This window comes from Ruegeria sp. CL7 (assembly GCF_056536445.1).
This window is the reverse complement of the sequence record NZ_JBQFPQ010000008.1, coordinates 106,681-125,428: the sequence shown is the minus strand read 5'-3', so window position 1 is coordinate 125,428 and position 18,748 is coordinate 106,681. Positions and strand designations below refer to the sequence as shown.

The window sequence follows — 18,748 nt, the reverse complement described above, 5'->3', positions numbered from 1 at the left end:
CGACATCGATCACGCAACTAGGGATTTGACATGGCAAGATATTGCAAAAGAGTTTTCGCTGCCTTGACATTTGTAACGCTGACGCTGTCCACCTCGACTGCATTTGCTCAGCAGGAAGCGCCATCAGTCACCTTGTTCAAAAACGTGAAAGTTTTTGATGGGAACACCGATGGTCTTCTGGACCTGAATGTTCTTGTTGTCGGCAACAAGATCCACAAGGTCGCCGAAGACATTCCAGAGACCGGTACATGGGAAGTGCAAGCTGGTCCGAGTGGGCCATTGTATTCAGAAATTCATAGCGGCAGCAGTGGCTACACTTTCATCATCGAGGGCGAAGAAGGGACGCAGACAGTCGAACTGTCGCCCAATGTCATTGACGGCGGGGGACGCACCTTGATGCCGGGCATGATTGATAGCCATACGCATTTTAACCTTTCTATGGACGGCGGGCGTCCGGGCATGGAAATGGCCAGGTGGGACTATATGGCGGGACATGCCTCGTCTGCCGCATTGGAGTGGTTCTACGATGGCTTCACGACAGTGCGTGATATGGGGGGCATGGCCGACGGATTGCGACGTGTCATCGACAACGGCCTAATGGAAGGACCTCGCATCTACAGCGCTGCCGGGATGATCAGCCAAAGCGCTGGTCACGGTGATCTCTTGTTTGAAAGCCAGACAAGTCCCCAGCAGAGTAGCACCTGGCGCAATGGCATATACCACATTGCAAACAGCCCTGATGAAGTTCGAGCAGCCGTTCGCAGGAACTTTAATGCGGGCGCCACCCATATGAAAATCATGATGGCCGGTGGTGTTGCCAGCAACAAAGGTCCCTTTGAGGCCTCTCAATACACCGACGCTGAAATTATCGCCGCAGTAGAAGAAGCTGCAACGCGTGGAACCTATGTTGCAGCGCACCTTTATCTTGATGAAGCCATTCGCCGTGCGCTCGATTTGGGTGTCATGTCGATTGAACATGGACAGTTCCTACAGGAAGACACGGCCATGTTGATGAAGGAAAAAGGTGCCTTCATTTCTCCTTACATTGCAGCCGTCATGAGCGAAGACATCCTGACCCATCCGGTCTATGGCAATCCTTCAACATTTGAGTACGCCAGAACACTTATGATGAAAGAGGGAACAAAAAACTTCGCTGAAGTCATCAAAAAGGTGAAGCCGAACATTGTGTTCTCAATCGACATCGTGAGTACCAATGGCATGGCCGCAAGACACCACCGGGACCATGAGAAATGGATATTCGCAGATACATTTGGCAACTATGAAACACTGAAAGCAATGACGTCCACTGGCGGCAAGCTTGCCGCCTTGACCGGTGGCAGTAACCCTTACCCCGCACCTCTTGGTGTCATCGAGGAAGGCGCATACGCCGACATTCTGCTTGTCGATGGAAATCCGCTTGAGGACATCACTGTTCTGGGCGGAAACCCTTCATGGTTTAACGCAGAACCGCGTCCGCGTGGCATCAAGACCATCAACCTCATCATGAAGGATGGCGTGATCTACAAGAACACTCTGCAATAATCCCTCGGGAGGCGGGGCTTCGGCCCTGCCTTCCATTGTTAAGAGAAAGAGTTGTGATGAAGATCAAAACAATGACTTCCCTGAGAGCAGTACTGGCCTTGTCGCTGACCTGCTCTGCCGCTCTTGCGCAGGACGACGCGCCGCCACGGACCCTGTTCACCAATGTTCATGTCTTTGACGGCATGAACGAGGCGCGGATCGAGAATGCCAGCGTTCTGGTCGAGGCCAACCTTATCAAGCAGGTCTCGGCAGAGACCATCGACGCGCCGGATGCTACGGTTATTGACGGTGGCGGGCGCACACTGATGCCAGGTATGCTGGATATGCACGTTCATATCTCGACCTTCGGGCCCGTGCAAACGCAATCGCGCGACGGGCTGCATCCTTACGCTCATGGTGCGTTGGCCGCAGATCGTGCCGAAGGGATGCTGATGAACGGATTTACCACAGTACGGGATCTGGGTGGTCCGTCAAATTTCATGCGTCTAATCATCGACGAGGGCGTCATGGTGGGGCCTCGCATCTATCCCACGGAAAACTGGATCACCACAACATCCGGTCATGGCGATTTCCGTGAATTGAATGACTCCCACCCGAATATCGCTGGCGGACGGCAACATTTCTACGAAGATTATGTTACGATTATCGCTGACGGGCGGGCGGAAACCCTGCGCGCGGCGCGTGAAGCATTCCGTCGCGGTGCGGTACAGCTCAAACTGTTCACCGGAGGCGGTGTAACAAGTTTGTTTGATCCACTTCATTCGGGCCCTCTTGATGAAGAGGTCCAAGCAGTCGTTGAGGTGGCGGAGCGCTGGGATACCTATGTCGCGTCTCATGCACACACCGCTGCTGCGCTTCAGCAGGCTATCGACAATGGCGTGATGTCGATTGAGCACGCACCCTATCTGACCGATGAGCAGGCCAAGACGATGATTGAAAACGGCATGTTTCTGTCCACTGCGTTTTCGCCAGTGTTTTCAATCTCAGTGGAACAAGCTGAAAAGGCTTATCCACCAGAAAGCTTTGCAAAGTGGAGCGTTATTCGGGACGCATCGGCAAACTTGCTGGAAGTGATGAAAAACAACCCTGACCTGAAAGTGGTTCTTGCATCAGATCATATTCCCCAATGGAATACTGGTCGCGAATATGATGATCGCGCGCTAGATGAGTTCGAGTTTTTCTCAGAAGCTATTGGCAACTTCCGGACACTAAAGTCGTTTACCTCGACAGCCGGAGAACTGAATGCTCTGACCGGCCAGATGAATCCATACCCAGAAGGCCCGTTGGGCGTCATTCAAGAAGGCGCCTATGCAGACCTATTGCTGGTCGATGGCAATCCTCTGGAAAACATCGAGATCATGAAGGATCCGGACACAAATCTAAAAATCATCATGAAGGACGGCGTGATCTACAAGAACACGCTGAACTGAGCGATGGGCGGGATGGTTCACCTCGTCCATCCCGCCCGTTTGTAAAAACCATTAGAGGAACCAAAAAACGGACATAGGAGAAAGAGACCCGTGGCAAGAAAGCTTTTGCAAGCCACACTGATCACAACCTTGCTTTGCGCGGCCGTAGTGAACGCACAGAGCAGTGGTCCGGGGGTTTTCAGTGCGGAAGGAGAAGGAGTGGTTGTGCCAGCCAAAAGCTGGGATGTGTCGGCAGCCGCCGAAAACCAGATCGACACTGTCCACTTTATTGAAGGTCAATTCGTCAAAGAAGGTGATCTACTGGTGACTTTCGACCAGGTCTTCAAGCAATGGGATGCCAAAATCGGTGAGTTGGCTCACCAGCAGGCCGTGGCTGAACTGGAGTTGGCCCAGGCTGACCTGTCCAGAAAGAAGCGGTTGGGCACCAATTCTGTGTCTGAAGTTGAGATTGCGCAAGCTGAAGCGCGTGTCAAAATCGCCGAAGCGACCGTTGAGACAAAGAGGCTCAATGCGGAAAAGGCCAAGGCTATCTCAGATCTCCAGCTCATCCACGCACCGTTCGACGGCCAGATGAGTGCGCCGCGGTTTCGCGATAATGCAAACGTCGTCGCCGACTCGCCCGAAATCGGAACCCTGTATCAACTGGATCCGATCCACGTTCGCGTGGAGGGAACGTACGAGAAGCATCAGGAACGCATCCTCGCGGGCGAAAGCCACGACAGTGTAATGGGCAGCCTGACTCTGGTGCTGGAACTGCCGGGAGGAAGTGAATTTCCACATCACGGACGCCTTATCTCAACGCCGTTTGAATTCGATCCGGAGACAGGGATTGGCTACAGCATCGCCGAATTCCCCAATCCTGAATTCCTATTGCGCCCCGGCATGAAGGTATTGGTCACGTCTTATGAAAACTCGAAATGATCCAAAGAAAGGGATATCAAATGAAAACTTGGACATCTCCGTTTCTGGCTTCAGCTGCATTGGCGGGACTTGCTACGGTTGCCGCTTCTGAAGCAGCAGACCACGGATCGCACTGGAATTTGATGTCTGACGCTTATGCTCGCGTCGGCGAGATTCTGAAATCTGAGGAAGGCACCATTGCCGTCGAGCGCTTGAACGAAGAATTGTCCGCGCTGAAAGAGGCGTGCGATAAGTTGGAAGTGAAAAGTCAGAACGCGCCATGTCACGAAGATGTACGGCGTCTTCTTTCCATTGCGACCTTCAACGCTGACCCCAATGATCCAAATCGAAACAAGACATTTCCAACGCATATTCCCGATTTTGTCAGCCCGGAGATGCGTGAGGTGATGGTTAACTGGACGCCCAATTGGCTCACCAGCAGTTGGGAAGGCTACCCAGACCCAACGGACTACGGTGCATGGCAGTCGTTGCACGATGAATTGATCGATCCGATGGAGGCCGCCGGCAAACAACTTTTAAAGACTTACAACTTGTCGACCGAGGAACGTGAGATAGGTGGTGTTAGAACGGTCATTATCAGTCCGAGCGAAAACCGCCATCCGGGAAAGATACTCATTCATGCACATGGTGGTGCCTTTTACGGAAACACTCCGGAAACAACGTTTGACCGGACAGCACCACTTGCCAATCATATGGGCATCGACATTGCCTCCGTCGATTACAAATTGATGCCAGCCCCCGACTGGGACATTTTGGACCAGCGGGATCAGGTGATCGCCGTTTTTGATGCACTGACCGGAGAGGGCGGTGGCTATAAACCAGAGAACGTCGGAATTTACGGTTGTTCCGCGGGCGGCGGATTGGTGGCGATGGCGACAAATGCCATGTCGCATCGCGGAGGAGCGCTGCCTGGTGCGGCCGTAATGCAAAGCCCGCAGACTGATTTCTCGTTCAATAGCGATTCGACATGGACGCTGCGGTACGACGATCCACGCACTAACGTAGATCACTTGATCGACTCAGTCTGGCCGATGCTGGGAATTACTGAAGAGAAAGCACAAGATCCGCGCTACTCTACTGTGTACGACAATTTCGAGGGGCGAGATTTCCCTCCGACGATGGTACAGACTGGGTCTAAGGAAATTCAGATGAGCGACGGCATACGCATGTACGGAGTCCTGCGTAGTGCGGGCCACGAGGCAATTCTGGATGTTCACGACGCCATGCAACACTGCTTCCACGGTCATTCCGAGACACCGGAATCCGCTGAAGCTGTTCGCCGCGTCGCTGTGTTCCTAGAAGAGCATCTTGGTTCGGAATGAGAAAAATGGATCGCTGAAAGGAGGGGGCGAGTGGCTTGGAGAGACGCTTTGAAGCCGCTCGCCCATATTGAAAAACGTAAGAAAATGGACGTTGTCAAGTCTCAGCGGATCGAGGCCGTTTTCCGCATTCGGGACCTATGATCCGAGCGCCGTGAACAGCCGATGTCCGCCCTTCGCGCTGATGCTGCACAAAATACGCATGCGCACAATGGGCTCATAGCTGCCATCCCGGCGATTGAAGGCAAAGCCCCCGCTTCTCGCTACGGATCCTCGACCGACTACACCCGGTCCAGCTCGATTCCCGAATTCATTCCAACCGGAACATCAGCTGCTGAAGCCACGGCCTCTCCACACCGGTTGCCTGATACATCGCGTGAAGAAAGTTGTGCGCTGACACCGGGTCGCTCATGAAGGGCGAAGAGCGGATTTCGCCCTTCTTCACCTCGTCGCGCGCCTCGTAGATCACCGTGTCTTCCTTGATCGTCGCCATGATCCTGACGGCGTCCAGCGTCTCGGGGTCGATGGCGGTGGGATCTTCGGAGAGGAGCACGAAATCGGCAAGCTTGCCCGCCTCGATCGACCCCTTGTCGTTCTCCTCGAAATGCTGCCAGGCGGGCCAGATCGTCAGCGCCTTGAGCGCGGTCGCGACGTCGACCCGGTGACGGGGGCCAAGAATGTCACCCGATCGCGTGCGCCGGGTCACGGTGGCATCCAGTATGCGCATGCTGTCAGGCAAGGCGACCGGCGCGTCGTGATGCGAGCCGAACATCATGCCCCGCTCGAGCAGCCAACCAGTGGGCGAAATGTTCTCGGCATTGACCGGGCCCACGGTGTGGTCGCGGTGCCAGTCGCCCCAATAGAAGGTGTGCATCGGGAAAAGGGACATGAACACGCCCAGCCGCTTGTAGGCGTCGACCTGGTCCTCGCGCAGGAACTGGCCGTGTATCAGTGCGGGGCGGTTGCCCGGATCGCCATACTTGTCCTGCGCAGCCTGAAGCGCAGCAATGAGCATGTCCGACGCGCCTTCGCCATTGGAATGGGTGATGATCTGGATGCCATTCTCGTAACACCAGTTCACGGCATCCTGCACCTGCTCGATGGTCACCGCCGAGTACCCCTTGTAGCCTGCAGGATAGTCGCCAACCGGGTCATAATAGGGACGGTCGCGGAGCGCGGTAAAGCCTTGCGGCGAGCCGTCGATCGTCAACTTGCAACCGCCCACGCGAATACCGTTTTCATATTCTTTCGAAACATTGTCGCCAATATAATCCCTGGCTTCCAACACATCGGGATAGGCCACGACGTCAATCGGTATCCTGCCGTCGGCCGCCATGGCCTTCAGCGACTCGACGGCAAACCCCGAGGACCGGCCGTCCTGCCCCGTGGTGTAGCCAAAACGCGCCCAGAGTTTGGACCCGGCAACCGCGAATTCCGCGAAGGCGTCCGGACCGAGTTGCTTCAGGACGGGGACGAGCGTCCCGAAAAACGCGTATTCCTCGAGAACCCCGTTCGGCGCGCCATCGGCTTCCCGCCGAATCTTGCCACCGGCCGGGTCCTGCGTCGATGCATCGTAGCCGACAATCTCAAGCGTCTTCGAGTTCGCCACGCCGAGATGGCCGGACTGGTGGACAATCACGATGGGAAGCTCCTGCGAGATCGCGTCAAGGTCTTCGCGGGTCGGGTGGCGCTTCTCGGCTAGCTGGGCGTTGTCATAGCCGAAGCCGATGATCACTCCGGCCTTCTCGACCGCATCCCTGTTTGCATCGATCCAGTCGCGCAGCGCCTGTTGCAGGCTGGCAATGTCCGTGACCCCGCCGTCCGGCGGCGAAAGAAGGTTCGCCGACAAGGCTTGCAGGCCACCGAAAACCACGTGCCCGTGACTGTCGACAAAGCCCGGCAGCATCGCCCGGCCGTCAAGATCGAACAATTCCGTCGCGTCGCCCCGGTGCGCCATGATATCCGCAAGCGCGCCGACGGCGAGGATACGCCCGTTCTTGACCGCGACGGCCTCGGCGGTCGGCTGCGCATCGTTGATCGTGAGGATCGGTCCGCCAGTATAGATCGTGTCGGCGGCCTCCTGCGCGGTCGCGCCGCTGGTTGACATGGCAAAACCCGCCAGCCAGACAAGATTCAGCAAACGTGACATCAGGAATACCCTCTCAAATACATCGGAAGACAAACGACTGAATAATGGTCGTGTCTATATAATGGTCGTGTCTATCGTGGCTAAAGCGTATTGCCCGACAGACACGCATTGCAAGATTTTTCGGCCAGCCAGAGGTGTCCGCAAGCCGCCATCCCGGCGACTGAAAGCGAAGCCCCGTCTTCCTGCTACAGTTCCTCGACCGACAGCACCCCGTCCAGCGACTTGATCGCGCCCTTGATCTGCGGGTTGATCGGAAAGTCCTGGCCCAGATCCATCTCGACATCGCCCGGCAGCCCCGGCGCCATCAGGCAGAGCTGGATCGGCCCCTTCGAGGCCCCGCGCGCCGCCCCGGCGGCGTCCTCGAGCACCTTGGCGACCGTTGGTACGACCTGCGCTTCGTCAACAAAGATGCGCAACCCGGTTGCTCCGGCTTCGGCCACAAGGGAATCCGCAGGACCAACCGAGCGGCCCAGCAGCTTGAGCTGATCGGCTTCCATCGTCGCCTCGGCGGTCAGAACCACCTGCGCGCCGGTTTCCAGAAACTCGCGGCACTTCTCCAACGTGTCCGAAAACAGCGTGACCTCATAGGCGCCGGTGGGATCAGACATTTGAACGAAAGCAAAGCGGTTGCCCTTGGCCGATTTCCGCTCCTGCCGCCCGGCGACAACCCCGGCCATCTTGGCGATGAACGGACCAGACCGGGCCTTTTCCGTCACCTCGTCCAGCGTCATCACCTGTTTGCGCTTCAGCGCGGGCATGTAATCGTCCAGCGGATGCCCCGAGAGATAGAAGCCGATGGCCTTGAATTCTTCGCTGAGGCGTTCGGCCGGCAGCCAGTCCGGCGTCGGCGACAGGCGCGGTTCGGGCAGGTCGTCGCCTGCCTCGCCGAACAGAGACACCTGATTGGAGTTTTTCTGTTCATGGATCGCCGCCGAATACTGCACCAGACGGTCAAGGCTTTCGAACACGCGGCGACGGTTCTTGTCGAGCTCATCAAAAGCGCCGGCACGCGCCAGCATTTCCAGCGGACGTTTGCCGACCTTCTTCAGGTCGACCCGGCGGGCGAAGTCAAAGAGGTTGACGAACGGTTTGTCTCCCCTGCCCTGCACCACCAGATTCATCGCCTCGACGCCCACGTTTTTCAGCGCGCCCAGCGCATAGACCAGTTGGCCATCCACCACGTCGAAGGTCGCCAGCGAGCGGTTCACGCAGGGCGGCACGTAGGGCAGGCCCAGCCCCTTGCGGACCTCTTCGAAATACACCGCCAGCTTGTCGGTCAGGTGGATATCGCAGTTCATGACCCCGGCCATGAACTCGACCGGGTGGTTCGCCTTGAGCCAGCCGGTCTGATAGCTGACCACCGCATAGGCCGCCGCGTGGGACTTGTTGAAGCCGTAGTTGGCGAATTTCTCCAAGAGGTCGAACACCTCGGAGGCCTTCTTGGCGTCCACGCCGTTCTTGGCCGCGCCGGCCTCGAATTTCGGGCGTTCGGCGTCCATCGCCTCTTTGATCTTCTTGCCCATCGCGCGGCGCAGCAGGTCGGCGCCGCCAAGGCTGTATCCCGCCATGACCTGCGCGATCTGCATCACCTGCTCCTGATAGACGATGATGCCCTGCGTTTCTTCCAGGATATGATCGATCAGCGGGTGGACCGAGGTGATCTCGCGCTGGCCGTTCTTGACCTCGCAATAGGTGGGGATGTTTTCCATCGGGCCGGGGCGGTAGAGCGCCACAAGCGCCACGATATCCTCGATGCAGGTGGGTTTCATGCGCTTGAGCGCGTCCATCATGCCCGAGCTTTCCACTTGGAACACCGCCACGGTCTTGGCCGCGGAATAAAGCTTGTACGTCGCCTCATCATCCAGCGGGATGGCGTTGATCTGGTTTTCAGCCCCCTCGGCGGGCTCATAAAGTTCGGTGCCATCGGCGGCGATGTGCAATGGGCGCCCGGATTTGAAAATCAGGTCCATCGCGTTCTGGATAACGGTCAGGGTCTTCAGACCCAGAAAGTCGAACTTTACCAGCCCGGCCTGTTCCACCCATTTCATGTTGAACTGGGTCGCGGGCATGTCCGAACGCGGGTCCTGATAGATCGGCACCAGCGCATCCAGAGGACGGTCGCCGATCACCACGCCTGCCGCGTGGGTCGAAGCATTCCGCAACAGCCCCTCGACCTGCTGGCCATAGGTCAGCAGGCGGTCGACCACCTCTTCCTCGCGCGCGGCCTCGCGCAGGCGGGGTTCGTCTTTCAGCGCCTTTTCGATGGAAACAGGTTTCACCCCCTCAACCGGGATCATCTTGGACAGGCGGTCCACCTGCCCATATGGCATTTGAAGCACCCGCCCGATGTCGCGCACTGCGGCCTTGGACAAGAGCGCGCCGAAGGTGATGATCTGACCCACTTTGTCGCGGCCGTATTTCTGCTGCACGTAACGGATCACCTCTTCGCGGCGATCCATGCAGAAGTCGATGTCGAAGTCGGGCATCGAGACCCGTTCGGGGTTCAGGAAGCGTTCGAACAGCAGGCTGTAGCGCAGCGGGTCAAGGTCGGTGATCGTCAGCGCATAGGCCACCAGCGAGCCCGCGCCCGAGCCCCGCCCCGGCCCGACCGGAATGTCGTGATCCTTGGCCCATTGGATGAAATCCGCGACGATCAGAAAGTAGCCGGGGAAACCCATGCTTTCGATGATGCCCAGTTCGAAATCCAGACGTTCCTGGTATTCCTCGGGCGTCACCGCATGCGGGATCACGGCCAGACGTTTCTGCAAGCCCTCATTGGCGATGCGCCGCAGCTCGGCCACCTCGTCATCCGCGAATTTCGGCAGGATCGGGTCGCGTCGATAGGCCATGAACGCGCAGCGTCTGGCGATCTCGACGGTGTTTTCGATGGCCTCGGGCAAGTCGGCGAACAGGGTCGCCATCTCTTGTTGTGACTTGAAGTAGTGCTGCGCCGTCAGACGACGGCGGCCTTCCTGCTGGTCGACATAGGCCCCTTCCGATATGCAGATCAGCGCGTCATGCGCTTCGTACATGTCCGGCGTCGGGAAATAGACGTCATTCGTGGCGACCAGCGGCAGGTTCTTGGCATAGGCCATCTCGACATGGCCGCGTTCTGTCAGGCGTTCGGCCTCGGGTTGGCCATCTTCACCCGGATGGCGCTGAAGCTCGATATAAAACCGGTTGGGGAACATTGCCGCCAGCCGATCGACCAACGCTTCGGCCGCCGGGCGCTGACCCTGTTGCAGCAGCATTCCCACCGGGCCGTCAGGTCCACCGGACAGGCAGATCAACCCTTCAGATCGGTCGGCCAGTTCTTCCAAAGTGACCTGAGGCAGTTGCCCGCCCTTGTCCACGTAGAGACACGTGCTGAGTTTCATCAGGTTTTCGTACCCGGTCTCGGACTGCGCCAGCAGCACCAGAGGCGCGGGCATCTTCGGCTTCTCGCCCGGCTGGGCCTGGACATAGGTCAGATCGACCTGGCACCCCATGATCGGCTGTACCCCAGCGCCGCTTGCGGTGACCGCGAATTCCAGCGCCGAAAACATCGAATTGGTATCCGTCACGGCGACCGCCGGCATTTCCATCTTCTCGCACAGGCCCGGCAGCTTTTTCAGCCGCACGGCGCCTTCCAGAAGGGAATATTCAGTGTGAACGCGGAGGTGGATGAATCGTGGAGAACTGCTCATGACGCCCAAGCTACCCCAGCCGGCTGCGCGGCAAAAGACTGAACCGCGTTACGTTTGCCGCAAAAAAATCGCCATTGATTATTCGGCTTTTTCAGAAGGTGCTTCGGGATTGACTGGGCGTCGCAATCAAAAACCGCTTTATTTACAAGTGGCTGCCCATTAATCAGAAAAGGCGGTCTCAGGCCGTATAAGTCTAATGGTGTATAACAGAGGCGGTTTTTCTTGCCAGACAAGCCGCGCTGTTTCTAACATCTCATGGCAAGCAATTCGCCCGCCACTCTTTCTACGTCGCATCGAAGGAGGGCCACAAGGGCGCAACCGGGTAAGGCGACGGGTTTCTCGAATGAACATCACGTTTCTTCTGAACGGAGAGACAGTGGAGTTGGCTGATATCGATCCGACAGCCACCCTGCTGGATTGGCTGCGCGAAGATCGCGGCCTGACCGGCACCAAGGAAGGCTGCAACGAAGGCGATTGCGGGGCTTGCACCGTGATGGTGACGGATGACGAAGGCGCCAAGGCACTGAACTCGTGCATTCTGTTTCTGCCGCAGCTGCACGGCAAAGCGGTGCGCACGGTTGAAGGCGCCAGCGGCCCGAATGGCGAAGCGCACCCGGTTCAGCAGGCAATGGTTGATCTGCACGGTTCGCAATGCGGCTTCTGCACACCCGGTTTCGTCATGTCGATGGTGGCCGGGCACACGAACGGTGCAACGGACCATGACACTTTGCTAGCAGGCAACCTGTGCCGCTGCACCGGCTATGCGCCGATCATTCGCGCAGCGAAAGCGGCCGAGGAACAGCCCGTTCCGGTTTGGGTCAAAGATAAACCACCTGCAACGATTGCCGCTTCGCGCATGCTGCCAACCTCATCCGACGAATTGGCCGCCGTGTATGCCGAGAACCCGAATGCGACTCTGATCGCTGGTGCGACCGATGTGGGCCTTTGGGTTACCAAGCAACTGCGCGAACTGGACCCGGTGATCTTCCTCAACCGCTGTGATGATTTGAAGAAGATCACGCTCAGCGGTGAAGAAGTCCGCTTTGGCGCAATGGTCGACATGAATCGCATGGGCACGGCGATGGCCGATCTGCATCCGTCCTATGCCGAGATGATCCGCCGCTATGCCAGCGTGCAAGTGCGCCATGCGGCCACCGTGGGCGGCAATATCGCAAACGGTTCGCCCATCGGGGACAACCCGCCCGCGCTGATCGCGCTGGGGGCGACGCTGCATCTGCGCAAGGGCGACGAGCGGCGGTCGATCCCGCTGGAAGAGTTCTTCATCGACTACGGCAAACAGGATCGGGTTCCGGGCGAGTTTGTGGAAGCCGTCAGCTTCCCGCGCCGACCAGATCGCCTGAAGGTTTATAAGCTCAGCAAACGGTTCGATCAGGATATTTCGGCCGTCTGCGGCTGTTTCAACATAACCGTTTCGGAGGGCAGCGTCACACAGGCGCGCATCGCCTATGGTGGCATGGCTGCTATTCCGAAACGGGCAACCCATGTCGAGGCCGCTTTGGTCGGCAAACCGTGGACGCGCAAGACCGTTGACGCCGCGCTGCCATCGTTTGCCGACGACTTTTCGCCACTCACGGATATGCGCGCCTCGGCCCTGTATCGACTGGAAACCGCCAAGGCGATGCTGCAACGCTATTTCCTGGAAGATCAGGGCGAGATCACCAATGTGCTGGAGGTGTCAGCATGAGTGTGACGCAAGCCCTGCCCCACGACGCCGCCCCTTTGCACGTTTCGGGCGCGGCGCGGTACGTGGATGACATCCCGACACCCAAGGGCACGCTGCACCTGGCCTTTGGCCTGAGCCCGATCGCCAAGGGCAAGATCACCGCAATGGATCTGTCGGCTGTCAAAAACGCCGAGGGTGTCGTGATGGTTATGACGGCAGAGGACCTGCCTTTCGCCAACGATGTCTCGCCCTCGATCCACGATGAGCCGCTGCTGTCGGACGGCACGGTGCACTACATAGGCCAGCCCGTGTTCCTGGTTGTCGCCACCAGCCATCTGGCCGCCCGCAAAGCGGCGCGATTGGGCAAGGTCGACTATGCCGAGGAAACGCCGATCCTGACGATCGCGGACGCCTTGGCCGCCGACAGCCGGTTTGAAGACGGTCCACGCATCTATGCCAAGGGTGATGCGGATGCGGCCATTGCCAGTGCGCCGCATGTGATCGAAGGTTCGTTCGAATTGGGCGGGCAGGAGCATTTCTATCTGGAAGGTCAGGCCGCGCTGGCCGTTCCGAATGAAGGTGCGGATATGCTGGTGCATTCCTCGACCCAGCACCCGACCGAGATTCAGCACAAGGTGGCCGACGCACTGGGTGTTCCGATGCACGCCGTCCGGGTCGAGACCCGCCGCATGGGCGGAGGGTTTGGCGGCAAGGAAAGTCAGGGCAACGCTTTGGCAGTGGCCTGCGCCGTGGCCGCCCGCGCAACCGGCAAGGCCTGCAAGATGCGCTATGACCGTGACGATGACATGATCATCACCGGCAAGCGCCACGCTTTCCGCATTTCGTACAAGGCCGGGTTCGATGAGCATGGCCATATTCAGGGCGTCTCATTCCACCACTATGCGATCTGCGGCTGGGCGCAGGACCTGTCGTTGCCCGTGGCCGACCGGGCGATGCTGCACTCGGACAACGCCTACCTTTTGCCGAACGCCCGGATCGAAAGCCACCGCTTGAAGACCAACACCCAATCTGCCACCGCCTATCGCGGGTTCGGCGGCCCGCAAGGCATGGTCGGCATCGAACGGGTCATGGACCATGCCGCGCATACGCTGGGTTTGGATCCCGTCGAACTGCGCCGCCGGAATTACTATGCACCCGCGCACGCCGTGGCCGAAAGCACACCGACAGAAAAACCACTGGGGCATCCCGATCCGCACGAAGACCTGACCAGCCGCGGCGCCGTTGAAATGGGTGACGCACCGGTGCGTCCTCTGCCTGCCGGCGGCAACACCACACCCTATGGGATGGAGGTCAGCGATTTCGAACTGCACGGCATGACCGAGGCGTTGCTGAAATCCAGCGACTATGCCGCGCGCAAGGCCGCTGTCGCGAAATGGAATGCCGAGAACAGTGTAATCAAAAAGGGCATCGCCTTTTCCCCGGTCAAGTTTGGTATCTCGTTCACGCTGACCCACCTCAATCAGGCGGGTGCGCTGGTGCATGTCTATCAGGACGGATCAGTCCACCTGAATCACGGTGGCACCGAGATGGGCCAGGGCCTGTTCCAGAAGGTCGCACAGGTCGCAGCGTCGCGCTTTGGCATACCGTTGGAGATGGTGAAAATCACCGCAACCGACACGGCGAAAGTACCGAACACGTCTGCGACGGCGGCATCTTCGGGAAGTGACCTGAACGGTATGGCGGTGAAGGCCGCATGCGACACGATCCGCGACCGGATGGCCGCCTATCTTGCGGAACGTCATCAGGCCGATCCATCAACGGTCACGTTCTCGGATGGGCATGTCTCGGTCTCAGAAGAACGCTACACCTTCGCCGAAGCCACCGCACTGGCCTATCAGGGGCGCGTCAGCCTGTCGACGACCGGGTTCTACAAGACGCCCAAGATCGAATGGGACAGGATCGCCGGGCGCGGTCGCCCTTTCTTTTACTTTGCCTACGGCGCTTCCGTTACCGAGGTGGCGGTGGACACTCTGACCGGTGAAAACCGAATTCTGCGAACGGATATCCTGCATGACGCGGGCGCGTCGCTGAATCCGGCTTTGGACATAGGTCAGGTTGAGGGCGGCTATGTACAGGGTGCAGGGTGGCTGACGACCGAAGAGCTGGTCTGGGATGACACGGGCAACCTGCGCACGCACGCGCCCTCGACCTACAAGATTCCGGCCTGCTCGGACCGGCCGGACATCTTCAACGTCAGGCTTTGGGATGGCGAAAACCGCGAGGACACCATCTATCGTTCGAAAGCTGTGGGCGAGCCGCCTTTCATGCTGGGGATCTCGGCCTGGCTGGCGCTGTCGAACGCGGTTGCCGCCTGCGGAGACAGATACCCGGCCCTGAACGCTCCGGCCACGGCCGAAGAGGTTTGGCGCGGGGTCCAGAGGATGAAAGGAGGCACCTGATGGGATTTGACCTTGAGGCTTTGAGGGAGGCGGTCAAAACCCACGGGAAAGTGGTTCGGGTGGTCATCGCCGGGATCAAAGGGTCGTCCCCGCGCGAGGTGGGTGCTGCGATGCTGGTCTGGAAGGACGGGCAAAGCGGAACCATCGGTGGTGGTACGCTGGAATACCAGGCCGCAGAGGCCGCACGATCGCAAACAGTCGCCACGCGCCTGACGCATCACACGCTGGGACCGGACATGGGCCAATGTTGCGGCGGAGCGGTCTCGTTGTTCAGCGAAGTCTATGATCTCAAGAAGGTTGAAACGCTGGATGATACGATCATTGCACGATCAGCATCCGGTGGCGCCGTGCCTCTTTCGGTCAAGCGAGTGCTGGCGGCAGCACGCAGTCAGGGTATTGCACCTGAAACACGCCTGACCGACGGCTGGATGATCGAACCGGTGCATAAACCGGCACGAAACCTGTGGATCTGGGGCGCAGGTCACGTCGGACGGGCGCTGGTGGATGTTCTGTCCCCCCTGCCCGATCTTGCGATCACTTGGGTCGATACCGGCCCCGAGCGCTTTCCAGACGTGATTCCTGCAGGCGTGACCGATCTGCCAGCGACGAAACCGGCCGAACTTGTGCGACATGCACCGCCCAATGCCGAGCACCTTGTGCTGACTTATTCACACAATCTGGATTTAGAACTGTGCAACAGGCTGCTTTTGCACGATTTCCGCTTTGCGGGACTGATCGGCTCGGCTACCAAATGGGCGCGGTTCAGATCGCGGCTGGCGGCTCTTGGGCATCCGCCCGACCGGATAAGCCGGATTACCTGCCCGATTGGTGACCCGTCGCTGGGCAAACACCCGCAGATGATCGCCGTGGGCGTCGCAGCGCAACTGCTGCGCCCGGCCCGGCAGAATGAGTTGAAGAAGGACCTGAGCGCGTGACCACTCCATTGCTGAGCCTGCAAGGGTTGACCAAAGCCTATCCCGGTGTCGTGGCCAATGACCAGGTGTCCTTTGATATCGGTGAGGGCGAAGTTCACGCCTTGTTGGGGGAAAACGGGGCCGGGAAATCCACGTTGGTCAAGATGATCTATGGGCTGGTGAAACCTGACAGTGGCACCATGCTGTTACGCGGTCAGCCCTTTGCGCCGCCTGAACCCCGCGCCGCGCGGGCTGACGGAATTGCGATGGTGTTCCAGCATTTTTCGCTGTTTGACGCGCTGAACGTGGCCGAGAACATCGCCTTGGGGATGGAAAACCCGCCGGCCATGGGTGATCTGGCCTCGCGCATCCGCGAAGTGTCCGAAACCTATGGCCTGCCGCTGGATCCGTTCCGCACTGTCGGCGATCTGTCCGCCGGGGAACGCCAGCGTGTTGAAATTATCCGTTGCCTCCTGCAAGACCCGAAACTGCTGATCATGGACGAACCGACCTCGGTGTTGACCCCGCAGGAGGTCGAGATCCTGTTCGAGACGCTGAACAAGTTGCGGTCCGAAGGCACGTCGATCCTGTATATCTCGCACAAGCTGGAAGAGATACGGACCCTGTGTGATCACGCCACGATCCTGCGTCTGGGCAAGAATGTGGGCGAGTGTGTCCCCGCTGAGACCTCGGCCCGCGACATGGCCGAGCTGATGGTGGGAACGGCCCTGCAAACCCCGGAACGTTCGGGGCGTGATTTTGGCGCAGTGACGCTGGATGTCAGCGGGCTGTCGGTGCCTTCTCCGTCAGAATTCGGTACCGCATTGCGCAACGTGCATTTGACCGTCCGCAAGGGCGAGGTTCTGGGCATTGGCGGCGTTGCGGGCAACGGGCAGGATGAATTGCTGGGCGTTCTGTCCGGCGAAATCCTGACATCTGCCGACGCGATCAAGTTCAACGGTCAGGCGATCGGCAAGCTGGGTCCGACTGCGCGACGCAAACTTGGCGTGTTGACCGCGCCCGAAGAGCGGCTGGGCCATGCCGCCGCCCCGAACATGAGCCTGACCGAAAACGCCCTGTTGACCGGGTCGGTTCGAGAGGGTCTGGAAAGCAACGGCTTTCTGAAATGGGCCGAGACCAAGAGCTTTGCGGAGAAGATCATCGAGATTTTTGACGTCCGGACACCCGGCCCGGACAACGCGGCGCGGTCCTTGTCCGGGGGGAACCTACAGAAATTCGTGATCGGACGCGAAGTGCTGCAAAACCCGGATGTGCTGGTGGTGAACCAGCCAACCTGGGGCGTGGATGCCGCAGCGGCGGCGGCCATCCGGCAAGCCATTCTCGACCTGGCGGCAAAGGGAACGGCGGTTGTCTGCATCTCTCAGGATCTGGATGAGTTGATGGAAATCTCGGACAGCTTTGCTGCGCTGAACGAGGGCCGCCTGAGTGCACCACGTCCGACAACCGGACTGACAGTAGACGAAATCGGGCTGATGATGGGCGGTGCCCACGGAATGGAGGTGGCGCATGTGTGATCTGTTGGGCCGCCTTCGGCGAGAGTATTTGAGAAAAGATGAAGAAGTCAGGGGAACGAGCTGATGATTGTGCTGGAGAAACGTCCTCAGCCTTCCAGGGTCTGGTCTTATGCGACGCCGTTGATTGCAGTTTTGGCGACGATGTTTTTTGGCGGAGTACTGTTCGCCATACTGGGCAAGAATCCGGTTGAAGCCATCGGCACCATCTTCTGGGAACCTCTTTTTGGTGAATTTGCCTTTTATTACCGCCCGCAGCTGCTGGTGAAAGGCGCTCCGCTGGTGCTTATCGCCATCGGTCTGTCGCTGGGCTTTCGTGCAGGCATCTGGAACATCGGGGCCGAGGGACAGTATATCATGGGCGCCATCTTCGGGGCGGGTGCCGGGCTGGCCTTTTACCCTTTGGACGCCTTCTATATCTTTCCGATCATGGTGATTGCCGGCGCCTTCGGCGGCTGGTTGTGGGCGATGATCCCCGCCTTCCTGAAGGTGCGTTTCGGCACCAACGAAATTCTCGTCTCGTTGATGCTGGTCTACGTGGCCGAGCAGATGCTGGCCTCGGTTTCTCTGGGTTTGCTGAAAAACCCCGAAGGGTTCGGCTTTCCGGGGTCCCGCAATCTGCAATCCTATGACAGTGCGCACAATGCAGAACTGATCGCTGGATCCGGCATGCACTGGGGTGTTGTGACCGCGTTGATCGCAGTGATCTTTGCCTATGTCCTGCTGAACCGGCACATGCTGGGCTTTCACATCCGCCTGACCGGCGAAGCACCGCGCGCCGCGAAATTTGCGGGTGTGAACCCGGCCCGGTTGATCCTGTTCTGTCTGGGTTTGTCCGGCGCGCTTGCAGGACTTGCAGGCATGTTCGAGGTTTCCGGCCCTTCAGGCGTGGTCAGCATCGATTTCAACGTGGGCTACGGTTTCACTGCTATCATCGTGGCCTTTTTGGGCCGTCTGCACCCTGTGGGCATTCTGCTGGCCGGTGGACTGATGGCGCTGACCTATATCGGTGGTGAAATCGCGCAGTCTCAGCTGGGCCTGCCTGCCGCTGCCATTCAGGTGTTCCAGGGCATGCTGCTGTTCTTCCTGCTGGCCTTCGACCTATTGACCAACTACCGCATCCGTGCGGCCCGTAACGAGGTGGCGTGACC

Annotated in this window: 12 protein-coding genes; 10 read left to right on the top strand and 2 right to left on the bottom strand. The window is 58.8% G+C overall.

Features of this window, described 5'->3' with window-relative positions; all coding sequences use genetic code 11:
- Positions 1-63: 63 nt before the first annotated feature.
- From ACR0LI_RS17285 to ACR0LI_RS17270, 4 genes are all read left to right on the top strand, one after another.
- A complete protein-coding gene (locus ACR0LI_RS17285; RefSeq protein ID WP_480718927.1) occupies positions 64-1,542 on the top strand; it encodes a metal-dependent hydrolase family protein in 1,479 nt (492 codons plus the stop codon).
- Positions 1,543-1,613: 71 nt separating this feature from the next.
- A complete protein-coding gene (locus tag ACR0LI_RS17280) occupies positions 1,614-2,972 on the top strand; it encodes an amidohydrolase family protein (RefSeq protein WP_171637059.1) in 1,359 nt (452 codons plus the stop codon).
- A gap of 90 nt (positions 2,973-3,062) precedes the next feature.
- Positions 3,063-3,893, top strand: coding sequence for an efflux RND transporter periplasmic adaptor subunit (locus ACR0LI_RS17275; RefSeq protein ID WP_171723869.1), 831 nt, complete (start codon positions 3,063-3,065; stop codon positions 3,891-3,893).
- Positions 3,894-3,913: 20 nt separating this feature from the next.
- A complete protein-coding gene (locus ACR0LI_RS17270; RefSeq protein WP_480718926.1) occupies positions 3,914-5,215 on the top strand; it encodes an alpha/beta hydrolase in 1,302 nt (433 codons plus the stop codon).
- A gap of 307 nt (positions 5,216-5,522) precedes the next feature.
- Here ACR0LI_RS17270 and ACR0LI_RS17265 read toward each other — a convergent pair whose 3' ends face one another.
- Positions 5,523-7,361 carry an amidohydrolase gene (locus ACR0LI_RS17265; RefSeq protein ID WP_171723871.1) on the bottom strand — a complete coding sequence of 613 codons (1,839 nt, stop codon included), beginning with the start codon at positions 7,359-7,361 and terminating at the stop codon, positions 5,523-5,525.
- Positions 7,362-7,546: 185 nt separating this feature from the next.
- On the bottom strand, positions 7,547-11,047 hold the full coding sequence (dnaE, locus tag ACR0LI_RS17260) for a DNA polymerase III subunit alpha (protein WP_480718925.1): 3,501 nt from the start codon (positions 11,045-11,047) through the stop codon (positions 7,547-7,549).
- Between dnaE and ACR0LI_RS17255 the strand changes: the two genes are divergently transcribed.
- From ACR0LI_RS17255 to ACR0LI_RS17230, 6 genes are all read left to right on the top strand, one after another.
- Positions 11,046-11,210, top strand: coding sequence for a hypothetical protein (locus tag ACR0LI_RS17255; RefSeq protein ID WP_210093033.1), 165 nt, complete (start codon positions 11,046-11,048; stop codon positions 11,208-11,210). The two genes, dnaE and ACR0LI_RS17255, sit on opposite strands and share 2 nt — an antisense overlap.
- A gap of 180 nt (positions 11,211-11,390) precedes the next feature.
- Entirely contained in the window at positions 11,391-12,752 is a 1,362-nt protein-coding gene (gene xdhA, locus ACR0LI_RS17250; protein WP_480718924.1) for a xanthine dehydrogenase small subunit, read from the top strand.
- Positions 12,749-15,151, top strand: coding sequence for a xanthine dehydrogenase molybdopterin binding subunit (gene xdhB / locus ACR0LI_RS17245; protein WP_480718923.1), 2,403 nt, complete (start codon positions 12,749-12,751; stop codon positions 15,149-15,151). Before xdhA ends, xdhB begins: the two co-directional genes overlap by 4 nt.
- Positions 15,151-16,086 (top strand): xanthine dehydrogenase accessory protein XdhC, encoded by a 936-nt coding sequence (xdhC, locus tag ACR0LI_RS17240; protein ID WP_480620381.1) that lies wholly within the window; start codon positions 15,151-15,153, stop codon positions 16,084-16,086. The genes xdhB and xdhC overlap by 1 nt, the downstream gene beginning before the upstream one ends.
- Positions 16,083-17,600: an ABC transporter ATP-binding protein gene (locus ACR0LI_RS17235; RefSeq protein WP_480718922.1), complete on the top strand. Its 1,518-nt coding sequence runs from the start codon at positions 16,083-16,085 to the stop codon at positions 17,598-17,600. Before xdhC ends, ACR0LI_RS17235 begins: the two co-directional genes overlap by 4 nt.
- A gap of 63 nt (positions 17,601-17,663) precedes the next feature.
- Positions 17,664-18,746 carry an ABC transporter permease gene (locus ACR0LI_RS17230; protein WP_171637078.1) on the top strand — a complete coding sequence of 361 codons (1,083 nt, stop codon included), beginning with the start codon at positions 17,664-17,666 and terminating at the stop codon, positions 18,744-18,746.
- Positions 18,747-18,748 lie beyond the last annotated feature (2 nt).